This window comes from Actinoplanes sp. NPDC000266 (genome assembly GCF_042899005.1).
Taxonomy (GTDB): domain Bacteria; phylum Actinomycetota; class Actinomycetes; order Mycobacteriales; family Micromonosporaceae; genus Actinoplanes.
In genome coordinates this window covers 191,654-211,773 of the sequence record NZ_JBIAZI010000004.1, presented here as the reverse complement: position 1 = coordinate 211,773, position 20,120 = coordinate 191,654, and the positions used below count along the sequence as shown (strand labels likewise).

Annotated in this window: 20 protein-coding genes; 10 read left to right on the top strand and 10 right to left on the bottom strand. The window is 71.8% G+C overall.

Annotated elements, in window-relative coordinates; all coding sequences use genetic code 11:
• Positions 1–165: 165 nt before the first annotated feature.
• From ACFY36_RS17455 to ACFY36_RS17445, 3 genes are all read left to right on the top strand, one after another.
• Positions 166–2,190, top strand: coding sequence for a protein kinase domain-containing protein (locus ACFY36_RS17455; protein ID WP_499746994.1), 2,025 nt, complete (start codon positions 166–168; stop codon positions 2,188–2,190).
• Positions 2,191–2,464: 274 nt separating this feature from the next.
• Positions 2,465–2,719 (top strand): hypothetical protein, encoded by a 255-nt coding sequence (locus ACFY36_RS17450; RefSeq protein ID WP_499746993.1) that lies wholly within the window; start codon positions 2,465–2,467, stop codon positions 2,717–2,719.
• Positions 2,720–2,848: 129 nt separating this feature from the next.
• Positions 2,849–3,751 carry a sigma-70 family RNA polymerase sigma factor gene (locus tag ACFY36_RS17445; RefSeq protein WP_498653854.1) on the top strand — a complete coding sequence of 301 codons (903 nt, stop codon included), beginning with the start codon at positions 2,849–2,851 and terminating at the stop codon, positions 3,749–3,751.
• Here the strand turns inward: ACFY36_RS17445 and ACFY36_RS17440 are convergent.
• The 8 genes from ACFY36_RS17440 to ACFY36_RS17405 form a co-directional block, all read right to left on the bottom strand.
• Positions 3,748–4,488 (bottom strand): urease accessory protein UreD, encoded by a 741-nt coding sequence (locus ACFY36_RS17440; RefSeq protein ID WP_499746992.1) that lies wholly within the window; start codon positions 4,486–4,488, stop codon positions 3,748–3,750. The two genes, ACFY36_RS17445 and ACFY36_RS17440, sit on opposite strands and share 4 nt — an antisense overlap.
• Positions 4,489–5,181, bottom strand: coding sequence for an urease accessory protein UreG (ureG, locus tag ACFY36_RS17435; RefSeq protein ID WP_499746991.1), 693 nt, complete (start codon positions 5,179–5,181; stop codon positions 4,489–4,491).
• Positions 5,171–5,875: an urease accessory protein UreF gene (locus ACFY36_RS17430; protein ID WP_499746990.1), complete on the bottom strand. Its 705-nt coding sequence runs from the start codon at positions 5,873–5,875 to the stop codon at positions 5,171–5,173. Before ACFY36_RS17430 ends, ureG begins: the two co-directional genes overlap by 11 nt.
• Before the next feature lie 51 nt (positions 5,876–5,926).
• Positions 5,927–7,684, bottom strand: a complete 1,758-nt coding sequence (locus ACFY36_RS17425; RefSeq protein WP_499746989.1) for an urease subunit alpha — start codon at positions 7,682–7,684, stop codon at positions 5,927–5,929.
• 171 nt (positions 7,685–7,855) lie between these two features.
• Positions 7,856–8,539, bottom strand: a complete 684-nt coding sequence (locus tag ACFY36_RS17420) for an urease subunit beta (protein WP_499746988.1) — start codon at positions 8,537–8,539, stop codon at positions 7,856–7,858.
• Positions 8,536–8,838 carry an urease subunit gamma gene (locus tag ACFY36_RS17415; protein ID WP_499746987.1) on the bottom strand — a complete coding sequence of 101 codons (303 nt, stop codon included), beginning with the start codon at positions 8,836–8,838 and terminating at the stop codon, positions 8,536–8,538. The genes ACFY36_RS17420 and ACFY36_RS17415 overlap by 4 nt, the downstream gene beginning before the upstream one ends.
• A gap of 124 nt (positions 8,839–8,962) precedes the next feature.
• The gene (locus ACFY36_RS17410) at positions 8,963–9,343 is read right to left on the bottom strand and encodes a RidA family protein (protein WP_499746986.1); all 381 of its coding nucleotides are present in this window, start codon (positions 9,341–9,343) and stop codon (positions 8,963–8,965) included.
• A complete protein-coding gene (locus ACFY36_RS17405) occupies positions 9,343–10,551 on the bottom strand; it encodes an amidohydrolase family protein (protein ID WP_499746985.1) in 1,209 nt (402 codons plus the stop codon). The genes ACFY36_RS17410 and ACFY36_RS17405 overlap by 1 nt, the downstream gene beginning before the upstream one ends.
• A gap of 19 nt (positions 10,552–10,570) precedes the next feature.
• Here ACFY36_RS17405 and ACFY36_RS17400 point away from each other — a divergent pair, with 19 nt between their 5' ends.
• Together ACFY36_RS17400 and ACFY36_RS17395 are read left to right on the top strand one after the other, a co-directional pair.
• The gene (locus ACFY36_RS17400; RefSeq protein WP_499746984.1) at positions 10,571–12,121 is read left to right on the top strand and encodes a beta-N-acetylhexosaminidase; all 1,551 of its coding nucleotides are present in this window, start codon (positions 10,571–10,573) and stop codon (positions 12,119–12,121) included.
• 45 nt (positions 12,122–12,166) lie between these two features.
• Positions 12,167–13,216, top strand: a complete 1,050-nt coding sequence (locus ACFY36_RS17395) for a YndJ family protein (RefSeq protein WP_499746983.1) — start codon at positions 12,167–12,169, stop codon at positions 13,214–13,216.
• A gap of 19 nt (positions 13,217–13,235) precedes the next feature.
• Here ACFY36_RS17395 and ACFY36_RS17390 read toward each other — a convergent pair whose 3' ends face one another.
• On the bottom strand, positions 13,236–13,694 hold the full coding sequence (locus ACFY36_RS17390; RefSeq protein ID WP_499746982.1) for a hypothetical protein: 459 nt from the start codon (positions 13,692–13,694) through the stop codon (positions 13,236–13,238).
• A 116-nt stretch (positions 13,695–13,810) separates the two neighbouring features.
• Here ACFY36_RS17390 and ACFY36_RS17385 point away from each other — a divergent pair, with 116 nt between their 5' ends.
• The 4 genes from ACFY36_RS17385 (at position 13,811) to ACFY36_RS17370 (ending at position 17,664) form a co-directional block, all read left to right on the top strand.
• Positions 13,811–14,209 carry a hemerythrin domain-containing protein gene (locus ACFY36_RS17385; RefSeq protein ID WP_499746981.1) on the top strand — a complete coding sequence of 133 codons (399 nt, stop codon included), beginning with the start codon at positions 13,811–13,813 and terminating at the stop codon, positions 14,207–14,209.
• The gene (locus ACFY36_RS17380; protein ID WP_499746980.1) at positions 14,196–15,365 is read left to right on the top strand and encodes an alanine racemase; all 1,170 of its coding nucleotides are present in this window, start codon (positions 14,196–14,198) and stop codon (positions 15,363–15,365) included. The genes ACFY36_RS17385 and ACFY36_RS17380 overlap by 14 nt, the downstream gene beginning before the upstream one ends.
• A gap of 4 nt (positions 15,366–15,369) precedes the next feature.
• A complete protein-coding gene (locus ACFY36_RS17375) occupies positions 15,370–16,140 on the top strand; it encodes a 2-phosphosulfolactate phosphatase (RefSeq protein ID WP_499746979.1) in 771 nt (256 codons plus the stop codon).
• Between the two features lie 90 nt (positions 16,141–16,230).
• Positions 16,231–17,664 carry an MFS transporter gene (locus ACFY36_RS17370; protein ID WP_499746978.1) on the top strand — a complete coding sequence of 478 codons (1,434 nt, stop codon included), beginning with the start codon at positions 16,231–16,233 and terminating at the stop codon, positions 17,662–17,664.
• Here the strand turns inward: ACFY36_RS17370 and ACFY36_RS17365 are convergent.
• A complete protein-coding gene (locus ACFY36_RS17365; RefSeq protein WP_499746977.1) occupies positions 17,661–18,665 on the bottom strand; it encodes an aldo/keto reductase in 1,005 nt (334 codons plus the stop codon). The two genes, ACFY36_RS17370 and ACFY36_RS17365, sit on opposite strands and share 4 nt — an antisense overlap.
• A 47-nt stretch (positions 18,666–18,712) precedes the next feature.
• On the opposite strand from ACFY36_RS17365, the gene pdxR reads away from it, so the two are divergent.
• The gene (pdxR, locus tag ACFY36_RS17360; protein WP_499746976.1) at positions 18,713–20,071 is read left to right on the top strand and encodes a MocR-like pyridoxine biosynthesis transcription factor PdxR; all 1,359 of its coding nucleotides are present in this window, start codon (positions 18,713–18,715) and stop codon (positions 20,069–20,071) included.
• The last annotated feature ends 49 nt before the right edge of the window (positions 20,072–20,120 follow it).

The window sequence follows — 20,120 nt, the reverse complement described above, 5'->3', positions numbered from 1 at the left end:
GCGAAACGGACGGTAACGAACCGCAGGTAGACCGCCAGACGCGGGATTCTGATAGAGGCGATCATCGGCTAGCATCCGAGCCGTCGATGGGGAACCTTTCCCCCGGCGTCGAGGAGCATGGCGGTGCGACTCGGCGTTTCTCACGAAGCGCGCATGTGGGGGCACATGAGCCAGCCGGACCTGCCCGGTTCGAGTCTGCTGGCCGGTCGATATCGACTGGTCGAGCGGCTCGGCGCCGGCGGGATGTCAGTGGTGTGGCGAGGGTTCGACGAGGTCCTCGGGCGCCAGGTCGCGGTCAAGGTGCTGCCGCCGTCGACCAGCGCGGACCCGGCGTTCCGGCGCCGTCTGCGCGCGGAGGCCCAGGCGGCCGCCCGTCTCAGTCACCCGAACATCACGAACGTCTACGACTACGGCGAGGCGACCACCGTCGACGGTGAGCCGGTGCCGTACGTGGTCATGGAGCTGATCGACGGCGAGTCGCTCGCCGCCGTGCTTGCCCGCGCGCGCAAGCTGCCCTGGCAGCACGCCGTGCGGATCACCGCCGAGGTCGCCGCCGCGCTGGCCGCCGCGCACGCGCGCGGCATCGTCCACCGCGACGTCACCCCGGCCAACGTCATGCTCACGCCGACCGGGGCCAAGGTCGTCGACTTCGGCATCTCGGCCCTGATCGGCGAGAACGACATCGACCCCGACGGCAGCCTGCTGGGCACGCCGGCCTACCTCGCGCCCGAGCGGCTCGAGGGCGGGCAGGTCAGCCCGGCCACCGACGTATATGCGGTGGGCCTGCTCATCTACCGCACGCTCATCGGCCAGCTGCCGTGGGACGTGGGCACCACCACGGCCCTGCTCCGAGCTCATCAGTACGTCGAACCCGACCCGCTGCCGCCCGTCGAGGGCCTGCCGGCCGAGGTCGACGCCCTGGTCGGGCGCTGCCTCGAGAAGCGGCCGGCCGACCGGCCGTCCAGCGCCGAGCTGGCGCAGATCCTGGCCGCGCTGTCGGCGGGCGCGCCGGCGGTGGCCCGGGGCTACGTGCCGGAGTGGTCGGACGACGCCGAGAACACGACGATCCTGCCGGCCGCGAACGAATACATGACCGAGGCCGCGGCGGCCGCGGCGGCGGCAGCGGCTCCGCAGTCGCCGGCGCCGGTGGCGGGCGACCCGTCCGCGCCGGCCCGCAACAGCCGGTTCGCGGGGCTCGAGTCGGTGCCGATCGAGGCCGGTCAGCAGTTGCGCCCGGCCTACGGCAACCAGGCCTCGCCCGCCGGCGCTTCTCCCCGCGGCGGCAACAAGACGCGGCGCATCCTCGTCGTGACGGCCGGCGTGCTCCTGCTGGCCATCGGCACGTACGGCTGGAGCGCGAGCGGCAAGGGCCCCAAGGACAAGGCGGCGGTGGCCGCGCCGGCGGTGGTCGCGCCCACCGGCGAGTGCGTGGTCAACTACGCGGTCGTCTCCGACAGCCAGGGCCGGTTCAGCGCCCAGGTCACGGTGGCCAACAAGGACGACACCCCGGTCAACGACTGGAAGCTCTGGTTCCTCATGCCGGGCGACCAGACCATCTCCGGCAACGGCAAGACGACGCTGACCCAGAACGGGCAGAGCGTCGAGGTGAGCTCGCCGACGGCGGCCGCGATCAAGGCGAAGTCGACGGTGAGCGTGCCGATCACCGGCCGCTACACGGCGACGAACATCGCGCCGCTGACGTTCACGCTCAACGGCGCGACGTGCGAGACGTTCGTGTCGACGAAGCCGGGTGGGCCGGCGCAGAAGGTGGAGCAGCTCAGCGACGGCAGCTCGCGGCTGGTGCCGACGACGACCGACCCGGGGTACAGCATCGCGCCCGACGGCACCGTCACGATCACGCCGACCGTGAAGCCGACCGGCGGGGCCAAGCCCACGACCACGTCGCCCAAGCCGGGTGCAACGACGACGACGTCGCCCAGGCCGGGCACCACCACGACCACCACGCCGACGGGGACGACGACCACGCCGCCGGCCACCACGCCGACGGCCACCACGACCACCACGACCGGCGGCGGGCCGGTCGAGCCCGAGCCGCCGGACGACACCGACGTGCCGACGACCCCGGCGACGACCGCCACCGTCCCGGATCCCGTCATCGAGACGCCGACCCAACCCGACCTCGGCTGCGACCCGGGCGAGCCCGGGGACTGCCCGGAGGAGACCGAATAAAGCACCACGGCACAGGACCGGCCCGCTCTTCGGGCCGGTCCTGTGCCGTCTGCTCAAAAAAGCAGACGACGACCCCCGGGCACGGAGTTAGTGTGAAGGGGATGGCGCATGCATTTTCTCCTGATTCGCCCGGCGTGTTGGCCGGGGGCGAAGGGGTGCGCGAGGAAGATGAGGTTGAAGAGCGGGGCTGTTTCGGGTCCGATCGGTTGTATTCGCCGCCGGCCGGGCATTAAGGACAGCGCACAGCTAGTTGTCGTACATCGGGGAGTTCGACATGATCAGCATTGTCAAGGATCTGGCGGCGGAGGCCCTCTTCGTCTCGGATCTCCAGCCGTCCCAGTGCCCCAGCCAGGCGGCTGTCGAGCGGGCGGTGACCGCCATGCTGCTGCTTTACGGCAGCGACGGGTGCGCGGCCGAGGTGGCCATGGAGTTCGGTGACCATCCGGAGATCGCGGTGCCCCGCATGCACTGGGTGCACGAGGAGCTCACCGGGGTTCTGGAGAACCGGCGCGTCGCCGCCTTCCACTAAACCTGAGCTTTTCTCGCGAAAAGCACCCTAATAGCAACCGAGTTCGGCCGCCTTCGCACCTTTCGTTCGCAAAAGTTCTTCTCGTCAGCCGGTTTTCACCCAACCGGTCGTATGAGCGAGGAGGACTACGTGAGCGACACGACCGAACTCCCCGCCACCATCGGCACGACCCACGACGCGCCGTCCGCGCGTGATATCGAGGACCTGGTCCGCGAACACATGCCGATGGTTGGCCACTTGGTCCGGGAACTTCTGAACCGGGTACCCGGCCACGTCCACGCGGACGATCTTTCCTCCGCCGGATTCGCCGCCCTGCTCGGCGCGGCCCGGTCCTTCGACGTCACCCGCGGCATCCCGTTCCACCGCTTCGCCGCGGTACGCATCCGCGGCGCGCTCCTGGACGAGCTCCGCGGCCAGGACTGGGCCAGCCGCTCGGTGCGCGCCCGGGCCCGGCGCACCGCCGCCGCCCGCCAGGAGCTCACCGCCGCGCTGGGCCGCACACCCACCGACGCCGAGGTGGCCGAGATGCTCGGCATCGGGGTGCAGGAGTTGGCGACGGTCGAGGACGACGTGCAGAAGGCGGCGCTGCTCAGCCTCCAGGGCTTCCCCACCGGGGCGGCCGAGGAGATGGTGCCTGAGCTGTCCGAGGGCCCCGAGGACCTGCTGCTCAAGAGGGAACGCCTCGGCTATCTGCACCAGGCGATCCAGGCGCTGCCGGAACGGCTCCGCCTGGTCGTGACCGAGTCGTTCCTCCAGGAGCAGCCCCTCAGCGACGTGGCGGCCCGCCTGGGCGTGACCGAGTCGCGCATCTCCCAGCTGCGCACGGAGGCGTTGCAGCTGCTGCGCGAGGGCTTGAACAGTTCCCTGGCCCCGGAGCTGCTCACGGTGGCGGCGGGCGGACCGAGGACCCGCAAGGGCTGCATGCAGCGGCGCCGGAGCGAGTATTTCGCCCGGGTCGCCCAGCAGGGCAACCTGCACACGAGGCTGGCCCTGACGGACGAACACGGCGTGCCGATCGCGGTAGCGGCCTAGAGCGGGACGGCGAGGGTGGCTCCGGCCGCCCTCGCCGCGCACAGCGGATCCAGCGCGGCCCGCACCTGCCGGATGTCCGCGCCGACCGCGGTGGCGAGCATCCCCGGCCCGGCGAGCGGCATGAGCACGGCGTCGCCGCCCAGCAGCGCGGGCCGGTCGGCGCCGGTCATGACGACCGTTCCGACGGCGCGGCCACCGCCCAGGACCGCCGGGCCGGACCAGCCGGGCGCGGAAGGGCCCACGGCCAGGTCGTGACGATAAAGGGTCTCTCCGGCGTAACGAACGGTGCTTTCCGTCCGTACGTCTCCCGGCTCCTCGTTGTGACGGCCACAGACCAGATCGTCGCGCCAGAGCAGGTGCCCGCCGTCGGCGACGTCGACCCTCGTGACGGTGACGTGGTCGCACCCGGCGGCGGCGATCAGCGGCTCGGGAAGCCAGCGCAACTCGCCGCCCTCGGCCACGGAGGCGTGGATCTCGTAACGGGAGGCGGGCAGATGCGCTCGGCCGGGCAACGCCAGCTGGGCGGCCACGCTGCGGATCTCGAGTGCCGCTCCGGGGCCCACGACGATCTCCAGGCGGAGGTCGTCGCCGCGCAACGGGCCCGCGGCGCCGCCGACGAGGTGGACCCGCGACGGGCCGGTACGCCGCAACAGCAACGGTGACTCGCCGCGCATCTCAGTGAGCCGGGTGCCGCCGCGCCCGCCGGACTCGGCGGCGACCCTCGCGAAAGCCTTCACCTAGCGGGCGGCCAGAGCGCGGATCCAGTCGGCGACCGGGGTGGCGGCGCGGTCCTCGACCAGGGACAGGAAGACCGTGGGGAGGTCGCCCCGGCGGGCCCGGGAGTCGCGGTCCATCACCGAGAGGTCGGCGCCGACCAGCGGGGCCAGATCGGTCTTGTTGATGACCAGCAGGTCGGCCGTGGTGACGCCGGGCCCGCCCTTGCGGGGGACCTTGTCGCCGCCGGCCACGTCGACCACGAAGATCTGCCGGTCGATCAGGCCCTTGCTGAACGTCGCGGTCAGGTTGTCGCCGCCGCTCTCGACCAGCACGAGGTCGAGCGGGCCGAGCGCCGCCTCCAGGTCCTCGACGGCGTCCAGGTTGGCGGAGATGTCGTCGCGGATGGCGGTGTGCGGGCAGCAGCCGGTCTCGACGGCCCGGATCCGCTCGACCGGGAGGACGCCGTTGCGCTTGAGGAAATCGGCGTCCTCGGTCGTGTAGATGTCGTTGGTGACGACGGCGAGCCGCAACTCGTCGCCGAGCGCCCGGCAGAGGGCGGCGACCAGGGCGGTCTTGCCCGAGCCGACCGGCCCGCCGATGCCGATCCGCAGAGCCCGGGGCGCGTCGGGAAGGGGCGCGTGCGGGTCGACGCCCGGATCGGGGTGCGTGTGGGGCACCTCGTCGACGGCATGCGTGTGAGTTTCAGGATGCAAAGAGACGCACCTCCCAGGTGGCGTGAAGCTCGGCGCCGATGTCGAGCAGGGGAGCGCCCGCGGCCGGCAGTTCGTCGACCGGGTCGCCGGCCCGGGCGGCGGCGTCCGCCGCCACCCGGTCACAGTCGGGGGCGAGCCGGGCCAGAAGCCCGTGCACGGCGTACGGATCAAGCCCCAGCAACCGCACCCCGGCGCTGGCGGCCCCGGTCACGGTGCCGTGCGCCGCCGCGACGGCCGCTTCGAGCGGCCCGAGCCCGGCCGCCCGGGCCAGCACACCGAGCGCGATCGGCTGGTGCGGTTCCCGCCCGATCACGGGGAGGTACCACATCGCCCGGCCCGCCCGCAGTAGCGCCCGCCCTTGAGCGCGCGACGCTTTCCTCAGGGCAGGCGACGGCGTACGAGCATCGAGCCCGCGGTCCAAGTCCGAAACATCCGGCACCGGGGGCTGGGCGGGCGGCGCGACGGCGGGGTGGTGGGCTTGCGGTTGAGTGCTGGGCGCGCGGTGGCACGCGGCGGCGGCGAAGGTTGCGGCGACCAGGCCCGTGGTGGCCAGTTTTCCGCGGAGAAAGCCGCTCAGGCCGTCCAGGTCGCGGACCCGGCCGGCTGCCACCTGCGCCTCCAGGCCGCCGGAATGGGCGTGGCCGCCTGAGGGGAGACGGCCGTCGGCCAGCAGGAGGAGCGTCGCGAGACTCACCGCGCTCCTCCGCCCGCCGCCGCAAGCCGGGAATGCCGGACCTGTCGCATGTCAGAAGAGGAAGTAGCGCTGGGCCATCGGGAGCTCGGTCACCGGGTCGGGGTCGATGACCTCGCCGTCGACCCTCACCTCGAACGTGTCGGCGTCGACCTCGATGTGGGGGAGGGCGTCGTTCAGCGGCATGTCGGCCTTCGTGACGTGGCGGGTGTCGGCCACCGGGGCGAAGGCCCGCTTCACGCCTATCCGGTCGGTCAGCATGGCGTCGATGGCGGCCGGAGCCACGAAGGCCATCGACGTCTGGGCCGGGACCACCCCGTACGAGCCGAACATCGGTCTTGGCAACATCGGCTGTGGAGTGGGGATCGAAGCGTTCGCGTCACCCATCTGCGCGTAGGCGATCATGCCGCCCTTGATGACCAGCGCCGGTCGTACGCCGAAGAAAGCGGGGTCCCAGAGCACCAGGTCGGCCAGTTTGCCCGGCTCGACCGAGCCGACCTCGCCGGCCATGCCGTGCGCCACCGCCGGGCAGATCGTATATTTCGCCACGTAGCGGCGGGCCCGATGGTTGTCGGCCGGGCCGTCGCCGGGCAGGGCGCCCCGGCGGGCCTTCATCACGTGGGCGGTCTGCCAGGTGCGCGTGACGACCTCGCCGACGCGGCCCATGGCCTGCGAGTCGGAGCCGATCATCGAGATGGCGCCCAGGTCGTGCAGCAGGTCCTCGGCGGCCATGGTGGACGGGCGGATGCGGCTCTCGGCGAACGCCAGGTCCTCCGGCACGGACGCGTTCAGGTGGTGGCAGACCATCAGCATGTCCAGGTGCTCGCTGAGGGTGTTGCGGGTGTACGGCCGGGTCGGGTTGGTCGACGACGGCAGGATGTTGGGCTGCCCGGCGACCGTGATGATGTCGGGCGCGTGGCCGCCGCCGGCGCCCTCGGTGTGATAGGCGTGGATCGACCGGCCGCCGATGGCGCGCAGTGTCTCCTCGACGAAGCCGGCCTCGTTCAGGGTGTCGGTGTGGATCGCCGCCTGCACGCCGGAGGCGTCGCAGACCTTCAGGCAGGCGTCGATCACGGCGGGCGTGGTGCCCCAGTCCTCGTGGAGCTTGAAACCCCCGGCGCCACCCCTCAGTTGCTCCCACATCGACTCGGCCGACATGGTGTTGCCCTTCCCCAGGAGCAGGACATTGATGGGGTACGTATCCACGGCCTCGAGCATCCGCGCGAGGTACCAGGCATTCGGCGTGACCGTGGTGGCCTTGGTGCCTTCGGCCGGCCCGGTGCCGCCGCCGATGATCGAGGTGATGCCGGAGGCGATGGCGGTGTCCAGGACGGTCGGGCTGATCAGGTGGACGTGGCTGTCGATCGCGCCCGCCGTGAGAATCTTGCCGTTGCCGGCGATGATCTCGGTGCCGGGACCGATGACCAGGCCGGGGTGGACGCCGTCCATGGTGTCCGGGTTGCCGGCCTTGCCGAGCGCGACGATCCGCCCGTCGCGGATGCCGATGTCGGCCTTGACGACGCCCCAGTGGTCGAGCACGACGGCGCCGGTGATGACCGTGTCGGGGGAGCCTTCGGCGCGGGTGGCCCGGGACTGCCCCATCGACTCGCGGATCACCTTGCCGCCACCGAAGACGACCTCGTCACCGGGGTAAGGGCCGGCGCTGCGGTCCTCCTCGACCTCGATGAGCAGATTGGTGTCGGCGAGCCGGATCCGGTCACCGGCGGTAGGCCCGTAGAGCGCCGCGTAACGCCCACGATCAAGGCGTCCCGGCTCGGGTCCACTCGGTCCGGCCGGCGAGGTGCTGGTCATCGCGAGCTCCCGTTCTCCGGCCCGCCCGGCGAGTTGCTGGTCATCGCGAGCTCCCGTTCTCCGGCTCGCCCGGCGAGTTGCTGGTCATCGCGAGCTCTGGCTCTCCGGCTCGCCCGGCGAGTTGCTGGTCATCGCGAGCTCTGGCTCTCCGGCTCGCCCGACGAGTCCTGGTCACCGCGAGCTCCCGTTCTCCCACGCGTCCGATGAAGGCGATAAATCGGAAATGTCCGAGAAGGCGGGTGGGCGCGGTGGGGCGGGAGAAGCGCCCGTGCCGCTCTGCGCGCCCGTGCCGCTCTGCGCGCCCGTGCCGCTCTGCGCGCCCGTGCCGCTCTGCGCGCCCGTGCCGCTCTGCGCGCCCGTGCCGCTCTGCGACCCGGCGGCAGCCGATCCAGAGGCGGGCGATCCAGAGGCTGGCGATCCGGTGTCGGGCGATCCGGTGTCGGGCGATCCGGAGGCTGGCGATCCGGAGGCAGGCGATCCGGTGTCGGGCGCGGTGGCGGGGGATCCGGTGGGTGGCCCGTCTTCCGGCGGCCCGTTTTCGTGTGGGCTGTCCAGTGGGCCGGCGGCCAAGCCGCGCAAGCCGGGGACTATGCGGGCGCCGGCCAGGGGGACCAGGGTGACGTCCCGGGGCATGCCCGGTTCGAAGCGGACCGATGTGCCCGCGGGGACGGCCAGGCGGTGGCCCCAAGCTGCCGTGCGGTCGAAGTGCAGGGCCTCGTTCGACTCGGCGAAGTGGAAGTGGGAACCCACCTGCACCGGGCGGTCGCCTGTGTTGCGGACGGTCAGGGCTATGGGCGTACGGCCGGAATTGATCTCGATGTCGCCGTCGCCGTGGATGATCTCGCCGGGGATCATGCGATGGGCCCGTGGACGGTGACCAGCTTTGTGCCGTCCGGGAACGTTGCCTCGACCTGGACCTCGGCCAGCATCTCGGGCACGCCCGGCATCACGTCGTCGCGGGTGAGCACCCGCCGCCCGGCGTCCATCAGGTCGGCCACCGTACGGCCGTCGCGGGCTCCCTCGAGCAGGAACGCCGTGATGATCGCCGTGGCCTCGGGGTGGTTGAGCTTGAGACCCCGTTCCCGGCGCTTGTGTGCCACGTCGGCCGCGACGTGGATGAGCAGACGTTCCTGCTCGTGCTGGCTGAGGAACAAGGGACCTCCCCGGATAGCGCTCCGCGAGCCTCGCAGCCCGACGTTTCGCTCGTGTTACCCGTTCGTGGCGCGAGCCTCCAAGGTGATCAAACCAGGCTCGCGCACACGAGGCGGGTAAACGCGCTCAGGCCCCGATGTAGAGCACCGCGTCGATCTCGATGTCGAAGCCGACCAGCGGCACCGGCAGGGTGGTCCGTACCGGCGGGACCGAGCTCGTCACGTACTCCTTGTAGATCTCGTTCATCTCCGCGAAGTCGTTGAAGTCGCGCAGGTAGACGCCGAGTCGTACGGCCTGATCGAGGCTTCCCCCGGCCGCCTCGGCCACCGTGGCCAGGTTGCGGAACGCGGCGTGGGCCTGCTCGGCGAAGCTGCCGGTGACCCGGGTGCCGTCGGCCAGCGACGGGATCGCTCCGGCCAGGTAGATGAAGTCGCCGGCGACGACCGCCTGCGAGTACGGCCCGCCGACCGGGCCCGCCTTGTCGGTGTTGACTGCGCGCTTGGGCATCAGATGTCCCCCTCGGTGATGCGTGGAAACTGCTCGGCCAGCCCGTCCACGCCGACCAGCGGCGCGGCGAGCATCTCACGAAGATCTTGCTCTCGCCGGTCGAGCGCCGCGCGCTGGGCATCGGTCAGCGGGACCCAGGGGGCCGGTGGTTCCGGCAGGCGGGGCCGCAGCAGCCTTCCGGCCACGTACGTCGCCGTGTTCACCAGGCGCCTCGGCGCCCGCCGCACCTGGCGGTGGGAGTCGACCACCTCGTGCTCCTCGTCGCGGACCTCGAAGACCGCGAGATCGGCCGGCGACCCCGGGGTCAGGGTGCCGCCCGGCAGGCCCAGGATCTCGGCCGGCCGGGTGGTCGCCATGGCCAGCACCTCGGGCAGGGCCATGCCGACCGCGAACATCTTGGCCATCGTGGTCGGCAGGTCGAAGACCGGGCCGTGCTGGGAGCGGCAGTGCAGGTCGGTCGAGACCGTGTCCGGGATGATGCCGGCGTCGAGCTGCCGTTCCAGCACGTCGAAGGCGAACCCGCCGGACCCGTGCCCGATGTCGAACCGGACCTCCCGCCCGAAGGCCGCCTTGACCGCCGGCCCGAGCGGCTCGGCGATGCCGCTGGAGCAGTGCGTGACGATGTCGCCCGGCCGCAGCAGGTCGAGCACGTCGTCGAGCCGCGGCGGCGTGGTCCCGATGTGGACCATCACCGGCAGCTTGCACCGCTCCCCGACGGCCAGCGCGCGCCGCAGCGGTTCGACGCCGTTGTCGCCCACGGTGTCGCGATCGACGCGCACCTTGACGCCGCGGATGACATCACGGTGCGCCTGAACCGTGTCGACGGCCAGTTCGACGTCGCAGTTGTCCAGGTCACGACCTTCGCCCGTACGCCCGGAAAGCCCGATCGCCGAGATGTTGAGGAGCACGGGAACGCGTACATCAGGCGTCCTGGAAATGAGATCTGCCAACGTGTAAGCGCCCGCCGATCCCGCGTCGACCCACGTCGTCACGCCCGTGCGCCAGGCCACCGCGTCCGGGGAGATCCCCCAATATCCGGGACCCACATGGGTGTGCAGATCGATCAGTCCCGGCGTGACCAGCTTGCCGCTGACGTCCACAATCGTGCGGGCGTCCCGCGGCAGATTGGTGCCCACCGCCGCGATCATCCCGTTGGTCACCGCCACATCGAACGGCTCGCCCCCGCTCAGGAGCAGGTCGTACGTCACTCGCATACTGTAATAAGCGATGATTCCGCAGCCGGTGTCTATCACCCGTAACGACGGCTTCTTCCACCTAAATCCGGCCGTCCCGCTCGACGCCGGGCCCGGTCTGGAGAGCGTGGCCACCTGGCTTCGCGGCGCTCTGCGCTGCCCACTCCCTCCTGGGCGGGGCGGCGTCACGCTACGCGTCGACCGCTCTTCACCCCTTGAGGGGTACGTCCTGACGTGCGCCCCGGCCTCAGTGGAGATCACCGGCGGTTCCCCGGCGGGCGTGTTCCGCGGCGCGCAGACGCTGAGGCAACTGCTCCCGCCGGCGGCGCTGCGCCGGGCCGGCGACGTCGGCTGGGACGTTCCGGCGGTGACCATCACCGACGAGCCGCGGTTCGCGTGGCGGGGCGTGATGCTCGACGTGGCCCGTCACTTCATGCCGGTGGCGGACGTGCTGCGCTTCCTCGACCTGGCCGCGTTCCACAAGCTGAACGTCCTGCACCTGCACCTGACCGACGACCAGGGCTGGCGCGTAGAGATCCCCGGCCGGCCACGCCTGACGACGGTGGGCGCCTGGCGGCCGTCCTCGATGCTGGGCACCCGGGACGACGGACGGCCGCACGGCGGCTTCTACACCACCGGCGACCTTCGGGAGATCGTCGCCTACGCCGCCGATCGGCACATGACCGTCGTGCCCGAGGTCGACATGCCTGGCCACATGCAGGCTGCCGTGGCGGCGTACCCCCGGCTCGGAAATGGTTTTGAAGGTGGCGTCCGAACAACGTGGGGCATCTCGTCCCACGTGCTCAACCTGGGCGACGAGGCGATGGCGTTCTGCCGCGACGTGCTGGACCACCTGTGCGACGTCTTCCCGTCCGAGCTGATCGGCATCGGCGGCGACGAATGCCCGCCGGACGAGTGGGAGGGCAGCCCGCTGGCCGCCCGTCTGGGCCTGTCCGGCATCCAGCCGTGGTTCACCGCGCAGATGGCGGCCCACCTAACCACGCGCGGCCGGCGCCTGTTCGGCTGGGACGAGATCCTGGCCGGCGGAGCCCCAGCGGGGGCGGTGGTGGCGGCGTGGCGAGGCCCCCTGCCCACGACGGTCGCCGCGCGACTTGGCCACGACGTGGTGTCGTGCCCCGACATCTCGGTCTACCTGGACTATCGCCAGTCGGACGACCCGGGAGAGCCCACCCCGGTCGGCACGCTGCTGACGCTGGAGGACGTCTACGGCTTCCAGCCGGTACCGCCCGGCCTGACCGCCGAGGAGGCCGCCCACGTCCTGGGCGGCCAGGCGAACGTCTGGACCGAACACATGGAGAACGCCCGCCGCGTCGACTACATGACGTACCCGCGTTTGTGCGCCCTGGCCGAGGCGGTCTGGGACCCACCCGGGCGCTCCTACGAGTCCTTCATGGCCCGCTTGCCCGAGCATTTGTCCCGCTTGGACGCCCTGGGAGTCAACTACCGTCCGCTCACCGGCCCCCGCCCATGGGACGCCCGCCCCGACGACCCCGGCCGCCCCCGAACGCTGCCCGACCGCCTGGCCCAGCTGGCCGAGATGACGGCCGACCTCCCCCGTCCCTGAGCCCTGCCCTATAGTTGAACATGTTCAACTAGTGCGGAGATTGGCATGTGGGCTCTGGTCAACGTCCTCATCACCGTCGGCATGCTGGTCGTCGTGCCGACCGGCCTGCGCCTGCTCGCTTTCGGCGCGCCCCTCGAAGGACAGCGGCCCTCACCTGAGCCTGGAGGCGCTTCCGAAATCGCGCGGTCCCGTCACGGGTCTGCGGGGGCGGCGTGGTCGGGGCGCGGTGCATTCGAGCGCGCGCGGTCCAGCTGCGCCGTCTGGGGTGGTGGTGCCGGCGGGCGCGGGTGGCTCCGGGGTGGTGGCGTTGTCTTGAGGGCGTGGCCGTTCGCCGCTACGGCGGGGGCCGTGAGCCTGTGGCTGCCCCGCGGGCCGGCGTCGACCGGGCTGGCGTCGGTCTACGCGTTCGCCGCGGCGTTACTCGCCACACAGGCGCTTCGACCGGCGCGGGCATGGCGAAAGCCGGCCGGCCAGGCGGCGGGACGGCGGCCGTCCGGGCGGCTGGTGTGGCGGGAGCAGGTGGCTCTGGCTACCGCGTTCGTGAGCCCGGCCATCGCGGCCGGTTCTCTTGTGGCTGAGCGGGCCGGATATCGGTTGTTCGGCTTTGAGCTGGGGGTGTTGACGCTGACGGTGGCCCATTTTCACTTCGCTGGGTTCGCCGCCGCGCTGATTGCCGGGCTGCACCGGCGGCTGGCGCCCGGGCGTCTCGCCGACGCGGCCGTGCTCACCGTTCCGGGCGGCACGCTGCTGGTGCTGGCCGGCTACTTCACCAGCGAGTTCGTCGAGCTCGCGGGTGCCCTCGTCCTCACCGCCGGCATGTGGGCCATGGGCTGGTCGACCTGGCGCCACGCTCGCACCCGGGTGGCCGACCGCCTGACCGCCACGCTCCTGGCCGTCTCCGCCCTGGTTCTGGCCGCCTCGATGGTGCTGGCCGTCAGCTGGGCCCTGGGTGAGGCCACGGGCATACCGCATCCGTCCCTGGCCTGGATGGCCGCCACTCACGGCGTGGCCAACGCCCTCGGCTTCGCCGTCTGCGGCCTCGCCGCATACACCCGCCTTCGCGTCGCAGCGGAGCCGGCGTTCGCCCGCAGCTGAGCCCGCGCGGACGGGTGGGTTACAAGCTCATCCAGCAGAAGAGGGGCTCGCCGGCCTGGCGGGCTCGGTCGGCCAGGGCGGACAGCTCCCTGATCAGCTCGGCGAAGTAGAGCGGGTCGGTGTTCGGCTGGAGCTCTTCGATGGCGGCCCACCGGGCGCCAAGGGACGGCACGCGGGCGGGGGCGATCGTGGCCAGGGTGTCGCGGGTCCCGTCGTCGAGGATCGTCGCCCACGGGCCCTCATGGGACGTGTCCTGCTCGCCGCCCTCGGGCCAGATCAGGCGGTCGCTGACGATGTGCGGATGCCAGGGCTCGTCGCGGATGAAAGCGATGAGCTTGCCCAGCACGACGCTGGTGTCGATCCACTTGGCCTCGACACTGTCGTAGGCGCTGAGCAGCGGGCCGCCGTCGCTCAGCGTCAGTTCGCGCTGGACGGCCTCCACCGAAGGGGCGCGGAAGTAGTCGGTCAGAACACCCATGCCGGAAGCAGACCACAGGGGTACGACAACAATCGTTGGTAGGCTTCGAGGAGCGTCGCGGTGCGCCCGGCAAAGAGACCGCCGTGGGCATGGAGGCGCCGGACCATGGGAACTCCGTGGACAACTCGGAACTTGCAAGCGTTCGTTCGTACGGCAATCGGCTCATCGCCTGCCATCACCATCTGCTCGAGATGATCGACGAGATCAGGGACGGCGCGGGCGACGGACCCGCCTTCTGCGCCGCTCTCACCCGGCATCACACCGCCGAGGACTCGACCGTCTTTCCCTTTCTCGCCGGGCGGCATCCGGAGCTGCGTGACTTCCTGGACGGCCTGGCCCGTGATCACGAGATCATCGCGGGGATGGTGCGGGACGACATGACGCCCGAGGAACTGGACGGCCTCACCGCCGTACTGGAAACGCATTTCATCGGGGAGGAGAAGCGCCTGGTCGCCCTTTTGAACGCGCTGGCGCCGGCCCCACAACTGGACGGGGGTTTCGGTGGACGTTCCTGAGGTCACGGTCGACTGGCGCAGCAAGGGCTTCTGGCTGCCTGACGGCGCGCGCGCCGCCGCCGACTTCGCGCGGGACAAGCCCGGTCTCTTCGACGGCGTGCTCACCTGGCCCGTCCTTGTGCTCCGGCGGGCGGCGGCCGAGGCCAACATCGCCACCATGGCCGCCTACTGCCGGCGGCACGGCTGGGATTTCGCCCCGCACGCCAAGACGACCATGGCTCCGGGGCTGCTCGCCGCGCAGCTCGACGCCGGGGCCTGGGGCATGACCGTCGCCACGGCCAACCAGGCGCTCGTCCTGCGCCGGCTCGGTGTCCGGCGCATTCTCATCGCCAACCAGGTGCTCGACCCGGTGGCCCTGCGCTGGCTGGCCGGTGAGCCGGACATCTACTTCCAGGTCGACTCCCAGGCGGGCGTCGACGTCGCAACCGGAAAGGTCCTGGTCGAGCTCGGTCACGCCCGCGGCCGTACGGGGGTGCGTACCCTCGACGAGCTTGAGGCCGTCGCTCGGGCCGCCGTCGCCGCCGATGGGGTCGAGTTGGTGGGCGTGACCGCGTACGAGGGTCAGCTCAAGACCGAGCAGGAAGTGGACGACTTCCTCGACCTGTTCGTGGCCGGCGTCGAACGGCTCCGAGCGGCCGGAATATTGAAATCCGAGCCGATCGTGTCGGCCGGCGGCAGCGCCTGGTTCGACCGGGTGATCGACCGGCTCGCCCCGGTCAAGGGTGCCCGGCTGGTGCTGCGCAGCGGCGCCTCGGTCACCCACGACGACGGCTTCTACCGCGAGCGGACCCCTTTCCTGCGCGTGCCCGCCGAGGGGCCGCTGGCGGCCGCGCTGGAGATCTGGGCGCAGGTCACGTCCACTCCGGAGCCGGGGCTGGCCCTGGTCGGCATGGGCAAGCGGGACGCACCGTTCGACGAGGGGCTGCCGGTGCCGATGGAGATCCGCCGGGTGGACGGGTCGTCCGCGGCCACCACCGGTGTCGAGGTCACCAAGCTCAACGACCATCACACCTATCTGGCCGCGGAGAACCTCAGGCCCGGTGATCTCGTGCGGTTCGGGATTTCCCATCCCTGCACGGCTTTCGACAAATGGCGGCACATCCCGGTCATCGACGAGGATCGTCGCGTGGTGGACGTCCTGGAGACCTATTTTTAGCGGAATGAAGACTTCGGACGGGCAAGGCGGTTACCGGGTCAGGTTCGACTGGGGGCCGGTGGGCGCCGACGCCGTGGCGCCCGACGTGGCGTTCGTGGCGGTGGTCGACGTGCTGTCGTTCACCACGACGCTGACCGTGGCCGTGGAGCAGGGGATCAGCGTGCTGCCCTACCGCTGGCGCGACGACTCGGCGGTGGCCGTGGCCCGGCGCAACGGGGCGGCGCTGGCCGTGTTCCGGTCGCAGGCGGGCCCGGGCCAGATCACGTTGTCGCCGGAGAGCATCCTGCGGACCGACCTCAAGGCCGCCAAGATCGACCGTCTGGTGCTGCCGTCGCCGAACGGGTCGGCCATCTCGGCGCGGATGGCCGACGCCGGCGCCACCGTGGTCGGCGTCTGCCTGCGGAACGCGGCCGCGGCCGCCGAGTGGGTGCGGCTGCGCTGTGGTGACCGGCCGGTGGCGGTGGTGGCGGCGGGGGAGCGCTGGCCGGACGGGTCGCTGCGCCCGGCGGTGGAGGATCTGTGGGGCGCCGGCGCCTTTCTCGACGGGCTCAAGCAGGAGGGTCTGTCGCCCGAGGCGGCCACCGCCGTGGCCGCCTATCGCGGGGTGGCCGACCGGCTCACCGAGGAACTGCACGAGTCGGTGAGCGGGCGGGAGTTGCGCAACAACGGCTTCGAGGGCGATGTGACGGTGGCGGCCGCCCTGGGGGCCAGCAAGGTCGTGCCGGTTTTACGCGACGGATGGTTCCTCGACGGAGGATCTGACCCAGCAGATTAGAAAAACGGCGGAAAAGGCGGCGGGAACGGTTCTGGCTGCAGGAAATGCGAGGAACCAGGCCACCGTTGGGGGGACGAAAGGAACCCCGTAATGCGTAAGTGGTGGCCCCTGGTGACCGTCTGCCTCGGCACCTTCATGCTGCTCATCGACGTGACCATCGTGAACGTGGCCCTGCCGCGGATGGCCGCCGACCTGCACTCCACGTTCGGCAACCTGCAGTGGGTGATCGACGGCTACGCGCTCGCGCTGGCCGTCCTGCTGCTCGGCGCGGGCGCCCTGGCCGACCGGATCGGCCACCGCCGGCTCTACGCGGCCGGCCTGGCCCTGTTCGCGCTCTCCTCCCTGGCCTGCGGCCTGGCCACCAGCGACGGGCTGCTGATCGCGGCCCGGGTGGTGCAGGGCGCCGGCGCGGCGGCCATGTTCACGACCACGTTCGCCCTGCTCAACAGCGCCTATCAGGGCCGGGAGCGCGGCGTCGCCTACGGCGTCTGGGGCGGTGTCTCGGGCGCCGCCGCGGCGATCGGCCCGGTGCTCGGCGGCCTGCTCACCGACGCGCTGAACTGGCGCTGGATCTTCCTGGTGAACCTGCCGATCAGCGTGGCGGCGCTGCTGCTGTGCAAGTTCGTGCTCAAGCCGGACGGTGCCGCCCGCAAGGGCCGCTTCGACTTCGCCGGCACCGCCGCCTTCACGGTGGCGGCGACCGCTCTCACGCTGACCGTGATCCGGGCCAACGAGCACGGCTGGTCGTGGTGGCTGTTCGCGGTGGCCGTGGTGGCCCTGGCCGGTTTCGTGGCGATCGAGCTGCGCAGCCCGCACGCCATGTTCGATCTGCGGCTGCTGCGCAACCGGTCGTTCGCCGGCATCCTGATCGCCGCCCTGTTGGTCAACTTCGCCGGGTTCGCGATCCTGACGTACACCTCGATCTGGCTTCAGTCGCTGGTCGGTCTGACGCCGTTGCAGGCCGGTCTGACCGCACTGCCGATGGGTTTGCTCTCGCTGGTGGTCTCCGGGGTGGCCGGGGCCAGGCTGCACGGCCGGTCGCCGCGCGTGCTGATCGGCACCGGCATGCTGCTGATCGCGGCCGGGGCCGCCCTGGGCGCGGTCCTGCTCGACCAGGGTTCGAGCTGGCCGTCGCTGCTGCCCGGTTACGCGCTGGTCGGCCTCGGCGTCGGCCTGGTCATGCCCAACCTGGCCGAGTCGGGCATGGCGGCCGTGCCCGCGCATCGGGGCGGCATGGCGGCGGGCGCGCTCAACACGGCCCGCCAGCTCGGTTACGCGATCGGTGTGGCCGCGGTGGGCTCGATCTTCCTGTCCCGCGCCACGTCGTCGCTGGGCGGTGACTCGGCGGCCGCGCACGCGCTGGCGTCCGGCCGCGGCGGCTCCCCCGTTGCCGCCGCGGCCGGACTGGACGCCGGCTTCTGGCTTTCGGCCGGGGTCGGTCTGGTCGGTGCGCTTGCGGTCTTCCTGCTCGTACGGCCGGTGAAGCGCACCCAGGCGCAGCCCGAGACCGTCGCCGTGGGTTAGGGCAAAGTGCGGTTGCTGCCGGCCAGGACGTCGTACGGATAAGGCAGTGGACCTGTCTCGGTGACCGCCGTGAGCCTCTGGACCAGCGAGGGCTCGAGATCCCACCCGGCGGCGCCGAGATTGGCCTCCAGCTGGTCCAGGTCGCGGGCCCCGATGATGGGCGCCGTGACCGTGGGCCGCTGGAGCAGCCAGTTCAGCGCGACCTGAGCCTGCGTCCGGCCGGCCTCACGGGCCACGCCGGCCAGTTCGTCCAGGACCCGCCAGGTGCGGTCGTTGTCGTAGACCGCCCAGCGCTCGCCCCAGTTCTCGGCCTCGGCCTGCCCGAGCCGGCTGCCCTTCTCGAAGGTCCCGCCGCGGACGTAGCGCCCGGTCAGCCAGCCGCCGCGCAGCGGGCTCCACGGCAGCACGCCGAGCCCCTCGGCCGCGGCCTGCGGCCCGAGCTCCCACTCGAACTCGCGGTCGAGCAGGTTGTACCGGGGCTGTACGGCCACGAACGGCTCCCAGCCGCGCTTGTCGGCCACCCCGAGCGCCTTCTGGATCTGCCAGGCGGCCCAGTTGCTGACCGCCAGATAGCGCACCTTGCCGCTGGTGACCAGCAGGTCGAGCGTGCGCACGGTCTCCTCGACCGGCGCCGCCGGGTCCCAGCCGTGCACGTGGTAGAGATCGATGTGGTCGGTGCCGAGCCGTCGCAGGCTGCCGTCGACCGCGTCCAGGATGTGCTTGCGGCCGAGCCCCTCGCGGTTGCCGCCGGGACCCCACCGCACCTTCGTGGAGATCACCCAGTCGGCGCGGTCCTGCCCCTTGAGCCAGCGGCCGACGATCTCCTCCGACCGCCCGGCCGAATAGGCGTCGGACGTGTCGAGGAACGTCCCACCGGCCTCGGCGAACCGGTCGAGCATGCGGACGCTGAGTTCTTCGCTGCTCTCGCGCCCGAAGGTCATGGCGCCGAGGCAGAGCTCACTGACCGCCAGCGACGTGCGGCCCAGGAATCGATAACGCATGATGACGACCCTACGGCCGGATCGGTCCGCCGGTACGATCCGATTCGATGACCGAACCCCGTACCAATCTCGCGTGGGAGACCCTCCTGGATCTCTCCCGCCCGGGTCCGCGCCACGTCGCGCTGGCCGGCGCGCTGCGCGAGGCGATCCGGTCCGGGCGCGTCGGCACGGGCGCCGCGCTGCCGCCGAGCCGCGTGCTGGCCACCTCGCTCGGCTGTTCGCGCTGGGTCGTCACGCAGGCCTACGCGCAGCTCACGACCGAGGGCTACCTGCACGGCCGCACCGGTTCGGCCACGCGGGTGCGCTGGTCGCCCGGAGGTTCCCCGGAAGTCGATCTTCCGACCGCGCGCCCGGCACGAGCACGTTTTGATCTCGCGCCCGGTTTGCCGGATCTGCGGTTCTTTCCGCGCAAGCAGTGGGCGGACGCGCTGGCCCGCGCCGCCGCCGAGACCGATCTGGGGTTTCCGCCGCCGGCCGGCTCGATGATCTTGCGGGTCGTCCTGGCCGGCTATCTGACCCGCGCGCGGGGCGCCGTCGCCACGGCCGAGTCGGTGATCGTCTGCGGCGGCATCCGGGACGCGGCCGGCCGCCTGTGCCGGGCCCTGGCCGCCGAGGGGCATCGCGAGATAGCGGTCGAGGATCCGGGCTGGGGCGCGTTGCGCGAGGCGGCCGCGGCCTCGGGCCTTCGGCCCGTGCCGGTTCCGGTCGACGCCTGCGGCTTGCGGGTGGCCGAGCTTTCCTCGGGTGTACGGGCGGTGCTCCTGTCCCCGGCGCACCAGTTCCCGACGGGAGTGGTGCTCGCGCCGGAGCGCCGGGCCGCCCTGATCGACTGGGCCCGGGCCGTCGACGGCGTGATCGTCGAGGACGAGTACGACAGCGAGTTCCGCTACGACCGCAAGCCGGTCGGCTGCCTCCAGGGCCTCGACCCCGAGCGGGTGGTGCTGGCCGGCTCGGCCCACAAGACCCTGGCCCCGGCGGTCGGTCTCGGCTGGGCCGTGGCGCCGGCCCGCTGGCGTACGGCGATGGCGGCCGGCGCCGGACCGCCCGCGATCGACCAGGCGGCCTTCGCCTCGTTCGTGGCCGCCGGGCGCTACGACCGTCACCTGCACCGGGCCCGCCAGCGCTACCGGGCCCGGCGCGACCTGCTGATCGCCGCCCTGGCCCGCCACCTGCCGGCCGCGACGGCCCAGGGCGTGGCCGCCGGCCTGCACGTGGTCTGCTCCTGGCCCGGCCTCGACGAGGCGGCGGTGGCGGCCTCGGCCCGGGCGGCCGGGGTCGACGTGATGACGCTGGCCGACTACCGGGTCGCGCCGGGACCGCCCGGCCTGGTCCTCGGCTACGGCAACATCAGCGACGCCAGTGTGGCGGGGGCGGTGGCGACGCTCGCCCGCCAAGAACTGTCGTGACATATCCTGAGCACATCGCCCGAAAAGCCGCATTAAGCCTATTGGGAAC